Source organism: Ruegeria sp. O4 (assembly GCF_056535125.1).
Genome location: NZ_JBQERO010000011.1, coordinates 116,809 through 135,496, shown reverse-complemented (window position 1 = coordinate 135,496; position 18,688 = coordinate 116,809). Strand labels below are relative to the sequence as shown.

The 18,688-nt window shown below is 56.2% G+C and carries 15 protein-coding genes; 6 read left to right on the top strand and 9 right to left on the bottom strand.

Annotated elements, in window-relative coordinates; translation table 11 throughout:
- Positions 1-45: 45 nt before the first annotated feature.
- A complete protein-coding gene (locus ACR0J7_RS13785) occupies positions 46-570 on the top strand; it encodes a DUF3604 domain-containing protein (protein WP_480914613.1) in 525 nt (174 codons plus the stop codon).
- Positions 571-936: 366 nt separating this feature from the next.
- Here the strand turns inward: ACR0J7_RS13785 and ACR0J7_RS13780 are convergent, their stop codons facing one another.
- The 3 genes from ACR0J7_RS13780 to ACR0J7_RS13770 are packed head-to-tail and all read right to left on the bottom strand — an operon-like array spanning position 937 to position 4,686.
- Positions 937-2,469, bottom strand: a complete 1,533-nt coding sequence (locus tag ACR0J7_RS13780; protein ID WP_480914611.1) for a sensor histidine kinase — start codon at positions 2,467-2,469, stop codon at positions 937-939.
- Positions 2,454-3,146, bottom strand: a complete 693-nt coding sequence (locus ACR0J7_RS13775; RefSeq protein WP_480487262.1) for a response regulator — start codon at positions 3,144-3,146, stop codon at positions 2,454-2,456. The genes ACR0J7_RS13780 and ACR0J7_RS13775 overlap by 16 nt, the downstream gene beginning before the upstream one ends.
- Positions 3,147-3,159: 13 nt before the next feature.
- Positions 3,160-4,686, bottom strand: a complete 1,527-nt coding sequence (locus ACR0J7_RS13770; RefSeq protein WP_480914609.1) for a DUF4153 domain-containing protein — start codon at positions 4,684-4,686, stop codon at positions 3,160-3,162.
- A 280-nt stretch (positions 4,687-4,966) separates the two neighbouring features.
- Between ACR0J7_RS13770 and ACR0J7_RS13765 the strand changes: the two genes are divergently transcribed.
- Positions 4,967-6,493 (top strand): malonate--CoA ligase, encoded by a 1,527-nt coding sequence (locus ACR0J7_RS13765; RefSeq protein WP_480914607.1) that lies wholly within the window; start codon positions 4,967-4,969, stop codon positions 6,491-6,493.
- Between the two features lie 65 nt (positions 6,494-6,558).
- The gene (locus tag ACR0J7_RS13760) at positions 6,559-8,244 is read left to right on the top strand and encodes a tryptophan halogenase family protein (protein WP_480914605.1); all 1,686 of its coding nucleotides are present in this window, start codon (positions 6,559-6,561) and stop codon (positions 8,242-8,244) included.
- A gap of 73 nt (positions 8,245-8,317) precedes the next feature.
- Here the strand turns inward: ACR0J7_RS13760 and ACR0J7_RS13755 are convergent, their stop codons facing one another.
- The 5 genes from ACR0J7_RS13755 to ugpB all read right to left on the bottom strand — a co-directional run bounded on the left by ACR0J7_RS13755 (position 8,318) and on the right by ugpB (position 13,424).
- Positions 8,318-9,253, bottom strand: coding sequence for a glycerophosphodiester phosphodiesterase family protein (locus ACR0J7_RS13755; protein ID WP_480911244.1), 936 nt, complete (start codon positions 9,251-9,253; stop codon positions 8,318-8,320).
- On the bottom strand, positions 9,253-10,308 hold the full coding sequence (gene ugpC / locus ACR0J7_RS13750) for a sn-glycerol-3-phosphate ABC transporter ATP-binding protein UgpC (RefSeq protein WP_480900330.1): 1,056 nt from the start codon (positions 10,306-10,308) through the stop codon (positions 9,253-9,255). The genes ACR0J7_RS13755 and ugpC overlap by 1 nt, the downstream gene beginning before the upstream one ends.
- A gap of 3 nt (positions 10,309-10,311) precedes the next feature.
- A complete protein-coding gene (gene ugpE, locus ACR0J7_RS13745; protein WP_267365578.1) occupies positions 10,312-11,148 on the bottom strand; it encodes a sn-glycerol-3-phosphate ABC transporter permease UgpE in 837 nt (278 codons plus the stop codon).
- Between the two features lie 20 nt (positions 11,149-11,168).
- Positions 11,169-12,050: a sn-glycerol-3-phosphate ABC transporter permease UgpA gene (ugpA, locus tag ACR0J7_RS13740; protein WP_209505975.1), complete on the bottom strand. Its 882-nt coding sequence runs from the start codon at positions 12,048-12,050 to the stop codon at positions 11,169-11,171.
- 63 nt (positions 12,051-12,113) lie between these two features.
- Positions 12,114-13,424 (bottom strand): sn-glycerol-3-phosphate ABC transporter substrate-binding protein UgpB, encoded by a 1,311-nt coding sequence (gene ugpB / locus ACR0J7_RS13735; protein ID WP_480914603.1) that lies wholly within the window; start codon positions 13,422-13,424, stop codon positions 12,114-12,116.
- A 178-nt stretch (positions 13,425-13,602) separates the two neighbouring features.
- Between ugpB and ACR0J7_RS13730 the strand changes: the two genes are divergently transcribed.
- The gene (locus tag ACR0J7_RS13730; RefSeq protein ID WP_209598847.1) at positions 13,603-14,508 is read left to right on the top strand and encodes a LysR substrate-binding domain-containing protein; all 906 of its coding nucleotides are present in this window, start codon (positions 13,603-13,605) and stop codon (positions 14,506-14,508) included.
- 99 nt (positions 14,509-14,607) lie between these two features.
- On the opposite strand, the gene ACR0J7_RS13725 is transcribed toward ACR0J7_RS13730, so the two are convergent.
- On the bottom strand, positions 14,608-16,830 hold the full coding sequence (locus ACR0J7_RS13725; RefSeq protein WP_480914602.1) for a HEAT repeat domain-containing protein: 2,223 nt from the start codon (positions 16,828-16,830) through the stop codon (positions 14,608-14,610).
- 227 nt (positions 16,831-17,057) lie between these two features.
- Between ACR0J7_RS13725 and ACR0J7_RS13720 the strand changes: the two genes are divergently transcribed.
- Entirely contained in the window at positions 17,058-17,429 is a 372-nt protein-coding gene (locus ACR0J7_RS13720) for a YciI family protein (RefSeq protein ID WP_480483831.1), read from the top strand.
- A gap of 3 nt (positions 17,430-17,432) precedes the next feature.
- On the top strand, positions 17,433-18,668 hold the full coding sequence (locus ACR0J7_RS13715; RefSeq protein ID WP_480487247.1) for an RNA polymerase sigma factor: 1,236 nt from the start codon (positions 17,433-17,435) through the stop codon (positions 18,666-18,668).
- The last annotated feature ends 20 nt before the right edge of the window (positions 18,669-18,688 follow it).

Here is an 18,688-nt window from a genome sequence, read left to right as displayed (position 1 = left end):
ATTCGTCCGTCCGTTTCAGTCCCATAGTTCGTCTCCTTTGCTGCAATAAATGCTATCAAAGGAGCGGCAGCAAACCGCGACACGTCCAATGCAAAAGGCGTACCGATGGGTGCCGACCTTATGACCCCCTCCGAAGGTGCACAGGCACCAAGGTTCATGGTGGCAGCCCTTCGTGATCCAATTGGCGCTAACCTCGACCGCGTGCAAATCGTGAAAGGTTGGCTCAATGAGGACGGGACGACCGATGAGAAAGTCTTTGACGTCGCCTGGTCAGACGAACGCGAAACTGGCAGCGACGGAAAGGTTCCGCCCGTTGGTGACACTGTGGATGTTGCTTCCGCAACCTGGACCAACACCATTGGTGCCGCGGAACTTGCGACAATCTGGATTGATCCTGAATTCGACCCGGCGCGCCCGGCTTTCTATTACGCGCGTGTGCTCGAGATTCCGACACCACCCTGGTACGTCTACGACGCATACCGCTACGGTATCGACATCCCTGAAGGCGCTCCTACTTCGCAGCAGGAGCGTGCCTACACGTCTCCAATCTGGTACACGCCGCAAGGCTGACTGATTGCCAAGTTTGGGTTGAAAATAACGCGATCGACTGTTCGATGGTGCGGTTGAGAGTGGTACCGCCTCTCGTGCGAAAACAGGTCTCGGTGGAAAGACACGACACAACCTGAACAATATGCTGGCGGCGGCGCTCGGAAAGGGCCATTTGGAAAGCGTCGGACCTGTCTCACTTTTGGTGATCAACCCGAACTAATCCTTAGCAAAGTTGACGCCACTCGGACATTGATGTGCCAAAACGCGCAGCGGTGTCAGAGCGAATGGCGGCTAAGCGCAAAGTCTGCGACTGCGGTTCGATAGACAGAACCTCCGAGCTTCTGAACAGCGAATGTTGCCCCTTTTACAGGCGGCTTGCGCGCCCGATTAATTAAAAATCAGAAGAAAACAAGCGCCTTGGTTGCTTGGCACAACACTGAGTTGCCCACCAATTGCTTCCATGGTCGCTTTGACAATATTCAGGCCCATACCTGTGCCACCGGCCTCTCTTTTTGTCGTAAAGAAGGGCTGCAAAACCTTGTCCTTGTTCCCTTCACTGATACCGGCGCCATTATCCGCAATTTTCAGACATACGACACCGTCGTTTTGATAGGCTGTCAGCACGGCATTCTGCGCGCCGTGTTGCTGAGCGTTCTCGAGCATATGTGTCAATATGATGTGCAGGGTGGGTGCCGCGACGGGCAAGGGCAGGTGATCGTTCTCAGTCTTGATCGCAAGCGCGGGGAAAGTCTGGACGACCTGATCAGTGATGTCGTTCAGACAGCATGTACCGTTAATGGCGCTCTGATCGGCCAGGCTGAAGGCGCGCATGTTGGCCAGCAGATCCTCCATCCGCTTTCCGCCCTTGTCCACAGTGTCCAGCAGGCGGTGTTTCTGCGCTGGTGACAAATCATCGTCGCGCAGCAGCTCTGCCGCGCCTTTCAAGGCGGTGAGGGGTGACTTCAGCTCGTGGGTGACATGGGCGGTGTACGTTTTCAATCCGTCCTGCTTGTCCTGCAAGCGTTCCGTCAGCGATTGAAAACTCTGGCTCAGATCCGCAATTTCCCGCGTGCCAAGCTGGTCTGGTGGTTCCCATGCCTGACCACCATGGCCCGCCATCTGGCTGCGCTGGATCAACAGGTGGATCGGCCGGGTGATGAACCGCCAGAACACGTACCCGATTAGCGCCGCGGACAAAGCAACAAATGCCGCGGCTTTGGCAAGGTTGAAACGTTCGCCGTACAGAAAGCGGAAAATATGGTTCGGGGTACGGCTCAGGTAAACCGCCCCGATAAGGGTCTGATCCACGAACACTGGCATCGCCACGAAAACGCGCACGCGGGCACCGCGGCTGAGGGTATAAAGTGCAGGTGTTGCATCCTCGCGCACGCGGGTGCGCGCGACCGAGACGGTTTTCCCTGAAAGGGCCTCGCGAACCTCGTCAACATGACCCAGCTTTTGGCTGATTTCCGCAGTACCGGCAAACACGTTCCCATCGAGGTCCAGCATCCGGTAACCCGCAAGGGTTTGCGCCTGTGCGGCGTTGGCGATGCGGTTTAGCGGGGCGGCGATGGCCTGATAAACCGAACCGGGTCGGACGGTTGCCGGTCGCGCGTCCGGGCGCGGCGGCAGAACCGTTTCGCGATTGACCGACAGCGATGGAAACACCGCGTGCTCGGTTGAGATTGCACTCGGGCGGGGCGGCTTGATCCCGGCTGCATCTGCATAAAGCTCGGCATACGCCGCTGACATGACCGCAGCCTGTGTCAGCAGGCTTTCTTCGGTCTGTTGCACCAGTTGACTGTCGTAAAAACGGAACAGGATCAGCCCGGCAAAGGGCAGGCACAGGACAATGCCCAGCACCAGCAGAACGATGGTCCACAATCTGGGGCGCCATTTGCGGTTCAGCCGGGCGTGCATGCACCCATCCTGAGGCCGACACCGTGAATGGTCACGATCCCTTCGGCACAGCCGGCCTGGGCCAGCTTGGCACGGACATTGCGTATATGGCTGTCAATGGTGCGGTCCGAGACGTGGATGTTGTAGCCGTAAAGCGCATCGATCAGCTGCGCCCTTGACAGAACACGGTCGGGACGGGCCATCAGAGTTGCCAGCAGCCGAAATTCCGAACCGGTCAGCGTCACGGGCGTTGAAGCGAACCTGCACAGGTGACGCTCTGCATCCAGGTGCAGGCTGCCTTGCGACAACACCGGATCGGGCTGGGCAGGTGTCGGAGCGCTGCGTTTCAGAATGGCCTTGATCCGGGCCACCAATTCGCGTGGGGAAAAGGGTTTCGTCAGATAATCATCGGCGCCCAGCTCCAGCCCGACGATACGGTCGACCTCGTCATCGCGGGCGGTCAGGAACAGGATCGGCACGTCCGAGGATTTGCGGATGTCCCTGCATACTTCCAGACCATCCTTTTCGGGCAACCCGATATCCAGCACGATCAGATCGGGGCTTTCCTGACGGTTTGTATCAAGCGCGGTCAGGCCGTCGCTGGCCAGAAGTGGCGCATAGCCTGCCTTTTCAATCGCGAACCTTGTTACCTCAAGGATATCCGGATCATCGTCGACAACAAGAATGCGTGCAGGCATCAAATGGGGTCCTTCAACTCTGCTGCCGATAATAGGCTTGGATTCGCCATCTCCGAAAGCCCCATTCGCGCCAGTTGGTGATTGCATCCTTTTTCAGATCATATCGCATCCATACGTCACAGACTTGCTGTCCGGTTCTGGTTTCATGATCGCGGATAGCGGGGTAAGCATCAGCACCAAGGCTGCATATGTAACCGGTATCCTGTTGCGTCAGAGCGCTGCCGTGGCTCAGATTGTAGCTGGCAATGACTGATGCGAAATTCACAAAGTTGCAGATATACAAGACCACCAGAAGCGCTGCAAAACAACGCCGCAGAAGCCAGGTTGTACCAAAGCCGCGTTGGATTTGCACCACGATCAGCAGCAAACCGGTGAAAACCAGCGCCATCCATATGAAGGCGGCCACCCGCAAATAGGTAAGCGCATAGGCGTCGACGTAATGATGCAGCCGGATGGCAGCTGTCAGCACCAGGAACACGTTTTGCGCCAACCACATATAGATCAGAATGCGCAACGTCCGGTCCGCGCCGATCATGCTGTGAGTGACCAGAGTGAATACGCCCGCCATCAGGGCCGTCGCCACCAGCGGATAAGCGCCCCGATGGGCATAAGCGGCATAGCTCATCCCTTGAGGCAGGGATACACCGCCGGTCAGGATACCAAGGTCCATCACGGTTTGTACAAGGAACATCAGGTTGAACAGCAACAGCGAATTGCGCACCGATATTGGATTGATCAGAAATGCAGCCCGGCTTGGGCCTGTCTTCGGCATGGTGGCTGGGCGGGCAATGCCGCCCAGCCATGGATCGCTGAGGTTTAGGAACGGCCACAGCAGCGAGGCCATAACACCCCAGAACAGAAGCCGCAGCCAAAAGTACCCTTCGAACAGAAGACTTGGGTCCAGCTCTGCCAGAAGATCTTCCAGCACCGGATTGGCGGCGGCCAGTAAGGCAAGGAAGACCGTACCCAATAGCAGCGGCAAGGCCAGCGAGGCTGCGTGGCGGCGGCTGTCGGACCCAAGATCGGCGGCCACTGCGGTGCGACATGTGTCGCGCAGCAAAAGCGTCGCGCCGATGGAAGGCAGGCGCAGGGCGGAGCGCAGCAGCAGACGTTCGTTTACGGCCTGACCGAATAGCGCCCAGGTGGCCAGACTGACCAAACCAGCAAGGCTGAACAATAACGATAGAAGCTGCAAATCGATGGCCACCGGCAGGTTGGTGAACAAGGCAAATGCGGCGGCTATGAGCCATTCCGTTGCAGTCGCCCGCCGGGGTTTCATCGCCATGATCGCGGCGGACAAGACCAGCGCGAAGACTGAGACAGAAATGCCTAGCGGTTGTTCCCAAAACAACCAATCAGCAAGCGCTACCAGCGATGCAAGAAGCGGGATCGCATGGCGCATTTTCAGCGCGGACATCAGAGAGCCACTCTGCTGTCGTCTGTTGCCTCCCCATCGGGGGGCCTCGTCCATCTTTCCCAGCCACCACGCGTCCAGCACGATGCTGTCCGGCACGCCGCGAATTGTCAGTTCCTGCCTCATGTCCTGTCTCCTGCTTGCAGGTTTCCTTTCCCGGCAGATTGCCTGCGGCGCTTGCATCTTTGGCGCGACGTATCCGCAGCCTTCATGGGGCTTTCGTGCAGAAAATGTGCAGAGGCGGTGAAAGGCATTACCCACCACGGGTTCCGAGCTGCAACTCGCGCCGGGCAATAAAAGCGACGCGATCAGGCATTGAACTGCAAGCAAAAGCGCAGTGTGACACAGTTGAACCTTCCCCTAAGAAGCGGTTCGCCGTTATGGCTGGGGAAACGGAGGATCGAACATGGCTAACCCTCTCTATGATGATTTGTTTGGCATTCACGCCGACAAAGATACGGCTTTCCTGCACCTGACAGACGGGACGACCGTCACCTATCGAAACTTTCTGAGTACAGCCGCCCGGATCGCCCATGTGGCCACGCAACTGGGCCTAAAACCCGGGGACCGGGTTGCGGCTCAGGTCGATAAATCGCCTGAGGCGCTGGCGCTATACGCGGCATGCGCGCAGGCAGGCCTGGTTTTCCTGCCGCTGAACACCGCCTATACCGTGGACGAACTGACGTATTTCATCGAAAACAGCGGCGCGTCACTTGTTGTCTGCGATGGCCGAAGCAAAGACCAACTGACCCTGATTGCCGTGCGTTTTGGGGGCAGGGTGGAAACGCTGAATGCGGATGGCTCGGGCTCGCTGATGGATCTGGCGGTTGCAATGCCAGACAGCTTTGCGACCGTGGATCGGGACGGTGAGGATCTGGCGGCGTTTCTTTACACGTCGGGCACCACCGGACGTTCAAAAGGCGCGATGCTGACCCAGAACAACCTGTTGTCCAATGCGCGGACACTGGTCGAAGAGTGGCGGTTCACGTCGGAAGACGTTCTGTTGCACGCGCTGCCGATCTTTCACACGCATGGGCTGTTTGTGGCCACCAATATCATTCTGGCTGTCGGCGGAAGCATGATCTGGCTGCCAAAATTCGACCCGGATCAGATCATTAACAGAATGCCCGGAGCCACGTCGATGATGGGCGTTCCGACCTTCTATACGCGCCTACTGGCAGACGCGCGTTTTACCAGCGAGCTGACCGAACACATGCGCCTGTTCGTTTCGGGTTCGGCCCCATTGCTGGCGGATACCCATGCACAATTCCAGGAGCGTACCGGGCATCGTATCCTAGAACGCTATGGCATGACTGAAACCAATATGAACACCTCAAACCCCTATGACGGCGAACGTCGCGCGGGTACGGTCGGGTTTCCCTTGCCAGGGGTCGAACTGAAGATATGCGATGCAGACGGCAACCCTTTGCCGCAGGGTGAAGTCGGTGAGATCGAAGTGCGTGGCCCGAACGTGTTCAAGGGATATTGGCAGATGCCGGAAAAGACGGCTGCCGAGCTGCGCGAAAACGGGTTTTTCATCACCGGTGATCTGGGACGGGTCGACGAAGATGGGTATGTCCATATCGTCGGGCGCAACAAGGACCTGATCATCTCGGGTGGCTACAATATCTACCCCAAGGAAATTGAGCTGGTTTTGGACAGCCACCCCGGTGTTCTGGAGAGCGCAGTGATCGGCGTGCCGCATCCCGACTTCGGTGAAACCGTGCTGGGCCTGATTGTTGCCGAACCCGGGCAGTCTCCGGATCTCGACGCGGTCATGGAAGTAGTGCGCGACAGCCTGGCGCGGTTCAAACATCCCCGCACGCTTATTCAACTGGATGAATTGCCCCGCAATACAATGGGAAAAGTCCAAAAGAACATCTTGCGTGACCAGTTCAGGGACATGTTCAAAGCCGGGTCACAAGGCACATAATGGCAGAGCCTAGATAAGCGTCGGAAACTTGATATAGTCCTCAAAACCAATGGGGACAGAAGAATATGAACAATCGTTTGCGCAAAATCACCATCGTAGGTGGCGGCACGGCAGGCTGGATGACCGCGTTGATCCTGGACATGGTGTTTTCACGCACTTCAGCAACAAAAGACCGACCACATATCTGCCTGATCGAAAGCCCCAATATCTCGACTGTAGGTGTGGGTGAGGCTACGGTGCCGCGCATGCCGGTCACGCTCCGTCAGGCGGGCATTTCCGAACGGGATTTTTTCCGCGAGACAAACGCGTCCTTCAAGCTGGGTGTGAAGTTCTGCAACTGGAACAAAGACCCCAAAGGAAAACGCATCGATTACGTGAACCCCTTTGCCCATGGCCAGATGCTGGAAGGGTTGGACGCCGCCGAGTATTTCCTGCGCTTTGGCAATGGAGAGAGGGACTTTACACAGTCCATCTCGCCCCACGATCATCTGGGACGTCTGTGCAAAGGCGCGCGGCAGCTGGGTCAGCCCGAGTTTGAACAGCGTTTTGGCTATGCCTATCATCTGGATGCGGTGAAGTTTGCGGGTATGCTTACCACGGTCTGCAAAAAGCGCGGCGTCGAGCATATCCAGGACGAGGTACAGAAGGTCGAGCTGGATGAACAAGGCAACGTCAGCCATCTGATGCTGGAGCGGGCAGGACGTCATGACATCGAAATGGTCATCGATTGCACCGGGTTCCGCGGCCTGATCATCAATCAGGCACTGGGCGAGCCGTTTTTGGATTATTCGGACTATTTGCCCAATGACCGCGCCATGGCGTTGCAGGTCGAACACCGCAATCCCAATAAAATCGAAAGCCTCACGCGGTCGACCGCGCTGGGCGCAGGGTGGACGTGGCGGGTGCCGCTCTACAATCGTGTGGGTACAGGCTATGTGTTCTCCTCGGCGCATCGAACGGATGATCAGGCGGCCGACGAATATCTTGAATGGCTGGGTGACAGCGGCAAGGGTTTGACGCCGCGGATCATCCCGATGCGCGTCGGGCGCGTGCGCAATGCCTGGGTCAAGAATTGTGTGGCAATCGGTCTGTCAGGCGGGTTTATCGAGCCGTTGGAAAGTACCGCGATCCACATGATTGACCACGCAGTACGCTGGTTTGCAGAACACTTGCCGACGCGCGACGTCGCCCCTTCACTGCGGGCAAGATACAACCGGCAGATGGACAAGCTTTATAACGAGGTTCTGGAATTCATCTGCCTGCACTACCGATTGGGCAACCGAAAGGATGATCCCTATTGGATCGACGCGCGGACAGAGATGAAGATACCGGATCGGCTGGCCGAGAATCTGGAGTTGTGGCAGCACCGTCTGCCGATGGATCACGATGTGGAATTTGCCACGCTGTTTGACCATCGCGTTTATCAGACGGTTCTGTTGGGCAAACAGGTCTATGATACGGGTTACGGTTCCGGCATCCGAGATCGTTTGCGGCCGATGAAGAAGGTGATCTGGTTCCAGGGCATGCAGCGTGCGAAAGAGGATCTTGCGCAGATCGTCAAAGTGATGCCGGATCATAAAACGCTGCTGCGCGATATCCGGGGGGAGCTGGAAAAACCGGTCTTTGGAATGGCGAACGTGGCGAAACCGACGGTTGCGATGCCGGGCACGAAACCCGCACCTGTTACGATTCAGAACATGCCGAATTTTGCTGAAATCCAAAGCGGCGCGAAGGATTTGCAACTGTTCTAACGGTTCTCTGCCCTTACGAAGGAAATTTAAGAAACTGAAGGACGAGGCATTCAGCCCCGGCCTTTAGGGCGGTTTAACGCCAGCTCATACCCCGGTCAGACAAGTGCCTTTGAACCCGACCCGGATAATCAGAAACAATGGCATCCACACGCAGGTCGATCATCCTGGCAATATCTTCAGGGTCATTGACCGTCCAGACCGCAACGCAAAGGTCCAAATCCTTGGCCAGTTCGACGTTTTCAGCAGTTACATCCGCATAATACGGGCACCACAGTGAGCCACCCGCTTGCTTGACCAATCGCGGAATATCGCCTTCGCGGCCGCGAAAATCCGGGCAGACTGCCTTGGACGAATCCTCCCCTACATCCTCGGCGTTTTCGGGAAGCTGGGTCAGATAAGAAGATGGTATATCCGGCGCTTGCCGCTGACATTCTTCTAACAGATTCCAGTCGAAACTGTGCAGCACCACACGCGACGACAGGGCCTTGGAACGAACCTCTTGCAGGACAAGACTGACAAACTTCTCTCTGTAGCGCGCGTCATGGGCCAAATCGGGGTCCGATTTCAGCTCGAGCATCAGACAGGCATCGCTATGTTGGGGGTCACTCACCAGATCCAGCAGGTCAAGCAGTCTTGGAACGCGAACGCCATCTATTAGCGCCTGATCTGGAAATCGCCGACCATAGGCAGAATTCCCATCCAACCGCCCGATATCGAACTTCTGAATCTGCTCAAACGTCAGAGTTGAAACCTTCGGCTCTTCCCCGGTCAAAAACTGGCCGTCAGCATCGCGAAAACTGGGGGCGTGCAGCCGGTGATTATGGGTTATGACGGGGATGTCGTCAGCCGTGAGGACAACATCAAACTCCAGCAGCGGCACGCCAATGGACAGCGAAAAGTCAAAACCAATCATGCTGTTTTCAGGCAATACGCCTCGCGCACCCCGGTGGCCTACGATGCGGATCAGGTTGTCGCCCCCCCGGAAAGCCTCGACCTGTGGGAATGCCATCAGCCTTCCAGCCTTTCACCGGTGGATCGGTCAAACAGATGCATATGGTCTGAGGACACAGAAAACCGCATGTTCGGATGTCGGCCTTCGATCGGGTGCACACCCGGAAGGCTGATCGTGATCGGATCGCCCAAGCCGGTCAGTTGACCGTGCAACAGCGTGTTTGCCCCCAGTGGCTCTGCCATCTGAATCGTAGCCTCAATCGGGCCATTGTCATCCAGCAATAGATGCTCGGGTCGTACCCCCAGCTTGAAGGCAATATCAGGGCCCTGCGACGAACCAACCGCGACCCCACCAATCATGACGGTTCCGTTTTCGCGTTGGGCCTCAAAGACATTCATCGCGGGGCTGCCGATGAACTGCGCCGCAAACAGGGTTCTTGGTGTTTCGTATACCTCTAGCGGTGTGCCTACCTGTTCGGCGATACCGCCGTTCATGACGATCATCCTGTCGGCCATTGTCATGGCTTCAACCTGATCGTGGGTTACATAAAGCGACGTGATCCCCAGTTTTTCCTGAAGCTCACGAATCTCAAGCCGCATCTGCACGCGAAGCTTGGCATCCAGGTTCGAAAGAGGCTCGTCAAACAGGAACACAGCAGGTTCGCGGACAATCGCGCGACCCATAGCCACTCTCTGTCGTTGGCCGCCTGACAGTTGCCTGGGTTTGCGATCCAGCAATGGTTCAAGCTGCAATAGCCTGGCCGCCTCGGTCACTTTTTGATCGATCTGAGCCTTGGGCAACCCTGCGATCTTAAGGCCATAACCCATGTTCTGCCGGACCGACATATGCGGGTAGAGCGCATAGTTCTGGAACACCATGGCAATGTCGCGATCCATCGGCTCTTTTTCGTTGGCCCGTTCCGCACCAATCCGGATTTCACCCGCGGTCACGGTCTCAAGCCCTGCCACCATCCGCAACAGCGTGGATTTTCCGCAGCCCGAAGGGCCAACGATGACAATGAACTCGCCATCTTCGATGTGGATGTCGATGCCATGTATGACATCTGTCGGGCCAAAGCTCTTTTTGACATTCTCCAGGGTTACTGTTGCCATTTTCTATTTCTCGCTATCGACAAGGCCGCGGACAAAAAGCTTTTGCATCGACACCACCACGATGACCGGCGGGATCATCGCCAGAATGGAGGTTGCCATGATGACCGGCCAATCAGCTACATCATCGCCAGACGGGAACATCTGCTTGATGCCCATCACAATGGTGTTCATTTCAGGGTCGGTGGTGATAAGCAGCGGCCACAGATACTGGTTCCACCCATAGATAAACAGGATGACGAACAGTGCCGCGATGTTTGTCCGGCTCATCGGTACGACGATATCGATGAAAAACCGCATAGGCCGGGCACCATCCACACGCGCAGCTTCGGCAAGCTCGTCCGGGATTGTCAGAAAGAACTGACGGAACAGGAAGGTCGCCGTGGCCGAGGCGATCAGCGGAAAGATCAGCCCGTAATAGCTGTTGAGCATGCCGAACCCGGCCACGACCTCAAATGTCGGAACGATGCGCACTTCGACCGGCAACATAAGGGTCAGGAAGATCAGCCAAAAGAACGTTGTTCGACCGGGAAAGCGGAAATAGACGATTGCAAATGCCGACAGCAGTGAAATGACGATCTTGCCCACTGCGATCCCGATGGCCATCACAAGGCTGTTGAACAGCATCGTTGCGACGGGGACATTCACGCCGGAAAACAGGGCTGCCTTGTAGTTCTCCCAGAACTGATCACCCGGCAAAAGCGGCATGGGTGGTGATACAACTTCCGGCTGGGTAACGGTTGAGGCGACAAACGCCAGCCAAATCGGAAAGAAGATGACCAGGACGCCAAGGATCATCAGGGCATGTGTCAGCCAGATACCTGCTCCGCGCTTTTCGACCATTCCGTGCTGTTGGGCTGCCATCAGTAATGCACCCTCTTTTCCACGTACTTGAACTGAATGACGGTCAGCAGGCCGACGACAATCAGCAAAATGACCGATTGCGCCGAAGACGAGCCCAGATCCTGACCGACGAACCCGTCTGAAAAGACTTTGTAAACCAGAATGGTCGTGGCCTGCTGCGGACCGCCACCGGTGATTGTGTGGATTACGCCGAAAGTTTCAAAGAACGCATAGACCACATTCACTACAAGCAGGAAAAACGCTGTCGGTGACAGCAACGGCAGGACAATCGTGAAAAACCTGCGCCAGAACCGTGCGCCATCGATCGCTGCGGCCTCGATGACCGACCGCGGAACCGACTGGAGTGCGGCGAAGAAGAACAAAAAGTTATAACTGATGCGCCCCCAGGCCGAAGCGACGACCACAAGCCCCATCGCCTCGGTGCCATTCAAGACGTGGTTCCAGTCATAGCCCAGCTGTCCAAGATACCACGACACGACACCGACGCGCGTGTTGAACATGAACAGCCATAGCACACCCGCAACCGCCGGTGCGACTGCATAAGGCCAAATCAGCAGCGTCCGATAAGCTCCGGATCCTTTGATCAGCCGATCTGCAATGACTGCCAGAAACAGGGCCGGGATCATGGAGCAGAGCGTAACAAGCGTCGAAAACACGGCCGTGGTTACAAAGGATGCGCGATAAAACTTGTCGCTTAGCAGAAATTCAAAATTGCCCAGACCGACGAACTTGGACGACAACCCGAACGGATCTGGGATGAACAGCGACTGCCACACAGCTTGTGCAGCGGGATAAAAGAAGAATACGGCAGAAATGACGACCTGTGGGGCGATCAGCGCCAATGGCAACAGCCAGCCGCGGAATGTGACGCGTTTTTCCATCCTGATGACCCGCCGGGAAAAGTGGATGCGGGCTCTGCCGAGCCCGCACCGGATTTCAGAGGTTTATTGATTCGCCGATTCGAACCTGCGCAGAAGCGCGTCACCGCGTTCTTTTGCGCTGTCCATGGCTTCCTGGGCAGTTTTCTCACCGGACCAGATGGCCTCAAGCTCCTCATCGATTATACCGCGAATTTGATCGAACGATCCCAGACGCAGACCTTTCGAATTTGCTGTCGGCTCTTTCGCGGTCATCTGGATCACAGCGATATCGGTGCCCGGGTTTTCATCATAGAAACCGGCCGCACGAGTCGCTTCACCGGCTTCTGCGGTAATCGGAAGATAGCCGGTATTCTGGTGCCATGCCGCCTGAACGTCGGACGAGGACAAGAAGCTAAGGAACTCGCCAACGCCTTTGTATTCTTCGGGATCATGACCTTCCATCACCCATAGGGATGCACCGCCGATGATGGTGTTTTGAGGCTCGCTTGTGACCGCTTCCCAATACGGCAGCGGGCGCACATCAAAGTCGAACTCGGCCTCGGCTTTGATCCCGGCATACCCGGCCGAGCTTTCGGTGAACAAGGCACATTCTCCGGCCCTGAAGTTTGCGCCGCCTTCATTTCTGCGACCGGTATAGATGAATTTCCCATCCTTGGCCCAGTCACCCATGGCGCTCAGGTGCGCGACCTGTACCGGGCCGTTCAGCATCAGTTCTGTGTCCAGACCGGCAAAACCATTGTCCTGCGATGCAAACGGAACGTTGTGATAGGCTGACAGGTTTTCCAGGTGAATCCAGCTTTGCCATGCCGTCACCAGCGGGCAGTCCTCGCCTCCGGCTTTGAGTTGCTCCAGCACATCGCCGACTTTTTCCCAAGTTGACAGGTCAGTATCAGGATCAACACCTGCCGCCTGCATGGCGTCGCGGTTGACCCACAAGACCGGCGTGGACGAGTTGAACGGCAGCGACAACATATCACCGTCGGTGGTGGTGTAGTAACCCTTCACCGCGCCGATATAGGCATCGGGATCAAAAGACGCGCCACTTTCAGCCATGACTTCGTAGACCGGCTTGATCGCGCCTTTTGCTGACATCATCGTTGCGGTGCCAACCTCGAAAACCATCAGGATGTGTGGCTGTTCGCCAGCACGGAAAGCGGCAATGCCAGCGTTCAGGGTTTCTGAATAGTTGCCCTTGTGGCTTTCGACCACGACAAACTCATCCTGACCGGCGTTGAATTCTTCAACCTGCGCTTTGACAAGTTCGCCAAGGCGGCCGGTAAAGGCATGCCAGAATTGAACTTCGGTTTGTGCCATTGCCGCCAAGGGGGACAAGGCAGTTGTAACGGCAAGAGCGCCAAGCAAATTCTTTTTCATGATTCCTCCCATGCATCAGGTTTGATGCTTCGTTGAGTACCGACTGCAACGCGTATTCGACACACATGACGATTTCACGACGTTACCGTTACAGAAATATAATTCAAGCCCTACTTATTGGCAAAAAACATAATGCAATGTTATAGATCGTGAATGAAAAAGCGGAACTGGGTCTGCAATGAGACAAACTTTGAGAATTCGGCAATTGGAAGCACTCATGGCGGTGACCACCAATGGTTCGGTCACAGCAGCGGCCGCCGATTTGGGGGTGAGCCAACCAGCTGTCAGCAGGTTGCTGTCGGATCTTGAAAAATCGTTTGGATTTCAACTTTTTGATCGCCGCAAAGGGCGATTGGTGCCAACCCAGGAAGTTCGCTATCTGCAACCCAGCGTGGACCGTGTCCTGGAATTAATGAAGCAGATATCGGACGCGAGTCAGAATATCACACAGCGTAAAGCCGGGCATATCCGCGTCGCCTGCCTGCCCGGTTTCGCCACCAGCCATCTGCCGGATGTTGTGGCAAGTTTTCTGAAAGACCGGCCAGGTGTCACCATGACGATCGAACCGGACAGGCCGGAACGGATATTGGAATGGATGGTTGGCGAACAATACGACTTTGGAATCACCGATGGCTTCAACGGTCATCCGGGGGTCGAAAGCAGAAATGTCGATGTGCGCACGGTTTGCGTATTCCCGAAAAATCACGCGCTTGAGAACCTCTCGGAGGTGACGCCATCCGATCTTGCAGATGAGAACATCATACATACGCGGCGCGACAGCGACTTTTTCGGACGGCTATCGAAGGCATTTCAGCAGGCCAATGTTACACTCAACTCTCATATCGAAGTCCGGCAATTCACGGCGGCATGTGAATTGGCCATAAAAGGCGTTGGTGTCTCAATCGTCAGCGAACTGGACGCTGTCCATTACACAGACCGGGGGCTAAGCTACAGGCCATTCAAGCCGTTTTTGCCGCATACACTTTCGCTGGTACGCCCGGTTCTGAAGCAGCCGTCTTTGATAACACTGGAGTTCATCGAGCATTTCAGCGAAAGTCTGAATGCGTTCAGAACACTTGCGTGAGGCTGCGGTCACCGGGACGAAGGATACCTGCCCGCGTTTCCAGCCAACACTCTCCAGAAAAAGCAGGAGCCAAGGGATCGAATACGCCCAAAGTCGTCGTTATTGTGAGGCTCCGCGTATCTGTTCAATGGCTCGGGCGGCAAATCTACCCGACAAAGACCCGTCTGCGGCTGCTTCCAATGCAGGCAAAGCGGGGGATGCTTTCCCGCCGATTTCACCCAATGCGTTGGCGGCTTCTTTTCTGACAAAAACCGAAGGGCTGCCCAACAGCATGATCAGTTCCGGAACGGCTGGGGCTGCGTCAGCTCCAAAGAGCGCCAAAGACTGAGCCGCGTCACGTTGTTCCTTGGCATCTCCGCGCATCAGATCATCTTTGAGGCTCGCAACTGTCGTGCTCGGCGGAAGCGCGGCCAATTGAAGGCCGTTTTTCAAGCGATTGTTCAAATGCTGATGCTCGCCGATCCATCGCACGATAAAGAAATAATCGCGCACCGCTTCGCCCAGAACCTTCTCGTTTTTTCCATTCTGCCATTGTTCGATCATTGCACGCGCGCTGCTTCGATCGCCATTCAAGGCCAGAACCGACGCTGCAAATGGCATCAACTCAACTGCCTGCGGGTTTCGGTCCAGCTCAGACCTAATAACGGCCTCTGCACCTTTCAGATCATTCATCGCAAACAGCGCAGCACCTTGAAATAGCGCGTAGTGGCTGGGGTATTCCGGGTCGAGGCGCATTGCAGCCTGTACAAATGCCAGCCCTTCTTCTGGCTCGCCACCCGCGATCAAGGCCCATCCCATTGTCACATGCGCTTCAGGGTCGCTTGGTTGCAGGGCAATGGCTTTCGCGGCTTCTTGTCTCGCTTCTTCTGTTCCCCGACTTACACCCTCGGCGCTGTCCCAGTCCGGAAGGTTGAGAGCGACTATTGCCCTGATGACGTGGATAAGCGAGGTGTCCTGATGCGTCAGTTCACGGTAGTATTTATAGAACAGCCCGATATGCATCTGCTCTTCAGCATTCGCAAAGCCTGACCAGTGGTGGAAGATGTGCGGTCGCAAATGTACCATAGCTAACATCGCCCAGGCGCGCGCATAATTCGGGTCCAACTCGACAGCCCGCTCAAAATGCGGAATTGCGGCCAGATTGTCCTGTTCATTGAAGCGTGAATAAAGCGCCCACCCGCGCTGGAACGCTTCGCGCGCCTCGATCTTTTCAGTCTCTATGTTTTCGATAGCAATCCGGCTTTGCGTGTCGAGCGGGACATCCAACTCGCGCGCAATCGCCAGTACAATGTTGTTTTGCAGGTCGAAGATCTCATCGATTTCACCGTCGAAACGTTCCGCCCAGATCAATCTGCCGTTCAACGTGTCCGTCAGGCGGATGTTGACCCGAAAACCTTCTCCGCTACGTCTAAGGCTTCCATCAACGACATAGCGAACGCCCAGTTTCTCGGCAAAACCTGCCACATCAATGTCGCGGTCCTGAAATGCAAAGGATGTGTTTCCGGCGATGACAAATAACCCTGATATGCGGGACAAGTCCGTTATCAGATCCTCGGAAACGCCATCTATCAACATCTTGTTGGACGCGTCGCTGGTGAAATTCGTCAAGGGAAGCACGGCGATCGAGGGCAGGTCCGGCAGAGGGTAAGCCATCTGTGCTTCAGAAGCGCGCAACTGACCCTTTTCCCATGTCTTTGTCCCGATATACCCGGTCGCGCCCAACACGATCAGGATTGCAGCTAGCTTCATTAAACGCGGCGCTTTCTTCGTTTTTTGCTTTACCGCCGGGGTCAACGCATCTGTTTCGACGCGGAACGCCTCAATGGGGTCCGCGATATTCTTGACGGATTGCGGGCCAATTGGCGTAAAGGCGAAGGGCACCTTGTTGCGCGCGTATCCGACAATCGCCTGCGAGGCGATAATCCCCCCGGGTTCTGCCAGCGCCTCAAGCCGTGCGGCAACGTTGACACCATCACCCAGGATGTCATCGGCGTTCGAGACGACATCGCCGACATTCAAACCGATCCGAAAAACGATTGCGCGATCAGGTTCGGTATCCGAGTTTCTTTTCGACAGTTCGGCCTGTATCTCGACTGCAGCGCGAACCGCATCGACTGCGCTGGGGAATTCGATCAGAAAACTATCACCGGCTGTGTTCGCAATGCGCCCTGAATACCCGGCGATCAAGGGCTCGATAACTTCAGCGCGGATCCGGCGCAGCTTGTCGATGGTGCCTTCTTCATCCAAGCCAACCAATCTTGAATAGCCTGCGATATCGGCGGCTAAGATGGCTGCTAATCGACGATTTGGCCGGCTTTCCATAGTCTCGCAGCCTACCATTTAGCCATTTTTCTGGGAACCGGTTTTCAAGGTACCGGTTTTGCTCCGGTTTTTGAAATCCCCCGACCTGTTATCTGGATGGCAATGGAAGCCCGGACTGCTGGGTTTTTAGACAAAAGCGGTCTGGGCAATCTGTCGGCTCTGCGTGTTGTCGGATTTGCATGGCGTCGCGCGTCCTTGCACAATGCGACCAACGCATGGAGGCGAAAATGATCTACGCAATCACAATTTATGGGGAACCGGGCGTGTTCGAGGCATTGCCGAAAGATCGCCAGGACGAAGTGATGTCAGGCCATCGCGCCCTGCAAGCGGTTTTGTCGGAACGCGGAGAGTTTGTGTCGATAAAACTGATGCCGCCAACGTCAGCGGTAATGGTCGAACCGGCGGCGTCCGAAGGTGCTGCCCCCCTGATCACCGATGGCCCGTTTTCCGAGACCAAGGAAAACTTCCTTGGGTTTTACGCCGCTGATTTCAAAGATCTTGAAGAAGCGTTGGAACATGCAAAACTGATCTCTTCACCGGTCGCGCGGCTGGAAGTTCGGCCTGTGGCCTGGGCCGGGGGTGCCATATCGTCGGAATAGATCATGTCAGACTGGCTGGAGGCCACATTTGCTGAACAACGCCCGCGCGCCATTGCTGCCCTGACGCGGGCTTTTCGGGATCTGGACACCGCAGAGGAGGCCTTTGCCGACGCCTGCCTGAAAGCCTTGGCGGTTTGGCCTCAGGACGGGGCGCCTCGTGATCCATTGGCATGGCTTCTGGCCACGGCCCGGAATGCGGGTCTGGATGATTTACGCAAATCCCGGCGGCGCGCGGCAATCCTGTCGCGCCACGCAGAGGAGTTTCAACCGATGCCGGCGGAAACACCCGACCCTGACGAGATGCGGGATGATGTCCTGCGCTTGCTGTTCATCTGTTGTCACCCGGAACTGGACCGGCGGGATCAGATCGCCATCGCCTTGCGGGTGGTCGCGGGGCTGAGCGTCGATGAGATCGCCAGCGGATTTCTGGTCAAGTCCAAGACCATGGAACAGCGCATTACCCGCGCCAAAAAGAAAATAGCAAATAACCCGGTCGCCTTTGAAACGCCAAGCCCGGCTGAAAGACAAGCCCGGTTGGGCGAAGTCTCGACAATGGTTTATCTGATGTTCAGCGAAGGGTGGTCGACCTCGGCCGGGCCGCAGCAAATCAAGCTCACGCTGTGCAAAGAAGCGATCCGGCTTGCCCGCCTTCTTGCCGCATTGTTCCCTGCAATGGGCGAGCAGGCCGCATTGCTGGCGCTGTTGTTGTTTCAACACGCCCGGCGCCGGGCCCGGATTGACGCGGAAGGCAAGCTCGTCGCACTCGACGATCAGAACCGCGATCTTTGGGATCGCTCGAATATCGCTGAGGCTACATCCCTGTTGCAAAAAGCCCAGCGGATTGGCCACCGCGGGGTCTATGTCATCCAGGCTGCAATCGCCCAGGCACATGCCTGTTCAACCTCGTCCGAAGAAACCAACTGGGCGTTAATCGAAAGCCACTACGCCGCCCTTTACGCATTGCAGCCGACACCTGTGATCCGGCTCAACCAGATTGCCGCACAGGCCAAGCTACACGGCGCACAATATGCTTTGAAGGCAATGGATCCTCTGTCACAGGAGCTGTCCAACTATCGTTGGTTTCACGCGATGCGAGGTGGCCTTTTGCAAGAAGCGGGGGATCATAAAGACGCCATTTCCGCCTTTGAAACCGTGTTGGCGCTTTCTCCCACCGCGTTGGAATGCGACGTGATCAACGAAAAAATCAAAATTAGCAAAGAAGAATTGGAGGGCCTGTAGGAAAACACACTCCTCATACG

Coding starts and splice junctions, on each gene's coding strand:
- ACR0J7_RS13780 (WP_480914611.1), bottom strand. CDS start 2,469: ATGCACGCCCGGCTGAACCGCAAATGGCGCCCCAGATTGTGGACCATC.
- ACR0J7_RS13775 (WP_480487262.1), bottom strand. CDS start 3,146: ATGCCTGCACGCATTCTTGTTGTCGACGATGATCCGGATATCCTTGAG.
- ACR0J7_RS13770 (WP_480914609.1), bottom strand. CDS start 4,686: ATGAGGCAGGAACTGACAATTCGCGGCGTGCCGGACAGCATCGTGCTG.
- ACR0J7_RS13765 (WP_480914607.1), top strand. CDS start 4,967: ATGGCTAACCCTCTCTATGATGATTTGTTTGGCATTCACGCCGACAAA.
- ACR0J7_RS13760 (WP_480914605.1), top strand. CDS start 6,559: ATGAACAATCGTTTGCGCAAAATCACCATCGTAGGTGGCGGCACGGCA.
- ACR0J7_RS13755 (WP_480911244.1), bottom strand. CDS start 9,253: ATGGCATTCCCACAGGTCGAGGCTTTCCGGGGGGGCGACAACCTGATC.
- ugpC (WP_480900330.1), bottom strand. CDS start 10,308: ATGGCAACAGTAACCCTGGAGAATGTCAAAAAGAGCTTTGGCCCGACA.
- ugpE (WP_267365578.1), bottom strand. CDS start 11,148: ATGGTCGAAAAGCGCGGAGCAGGTATCTGGCTGACACATGCCCTGATG.
- ugpA (WP_209505975.1), bottom strand. CDS start 12,050: ATGGAAAAACGCGTCACATTCCGCGGCTGGCTGTTGCCATTGGCGCTG.
- ugpB (WP_480914603.1), bottom strand. CDS start 13,424: ATGAAAAAGAATTTGCTTGGCGCTCTTGCCGTTACAACTGCCTTGTCC.
- ACR0J7_RS13730 (WP_209598847.1), top strand. CDS start 13,603: ATGAGACAAACTTTGAGAATTCGGCAATTGGAAGCACTCATGGCGGTG.
- ACR0J7_RS13725 (WP_480914602.1), bottom strand. CDS start 16,830: ATGGAAAGCCGGCCAAATCGTCGATTAGCAGCCATCTTAGCCGCCGAT.
- ACR0J7_RS13720 (WP_480483831.1), top strand. CDS start 17,058: ATGATCTACGCAATCACAATTTATGGGGAACCGGGCGTGTTCGAGGCA.
- ACR0J7_RS13715 (WP_480487247.1), top strand. CDS start 17,433: ATGTCAGACTGGCTGGAGGCCACATTTGCTGAACAACGCCCGCGCGCC.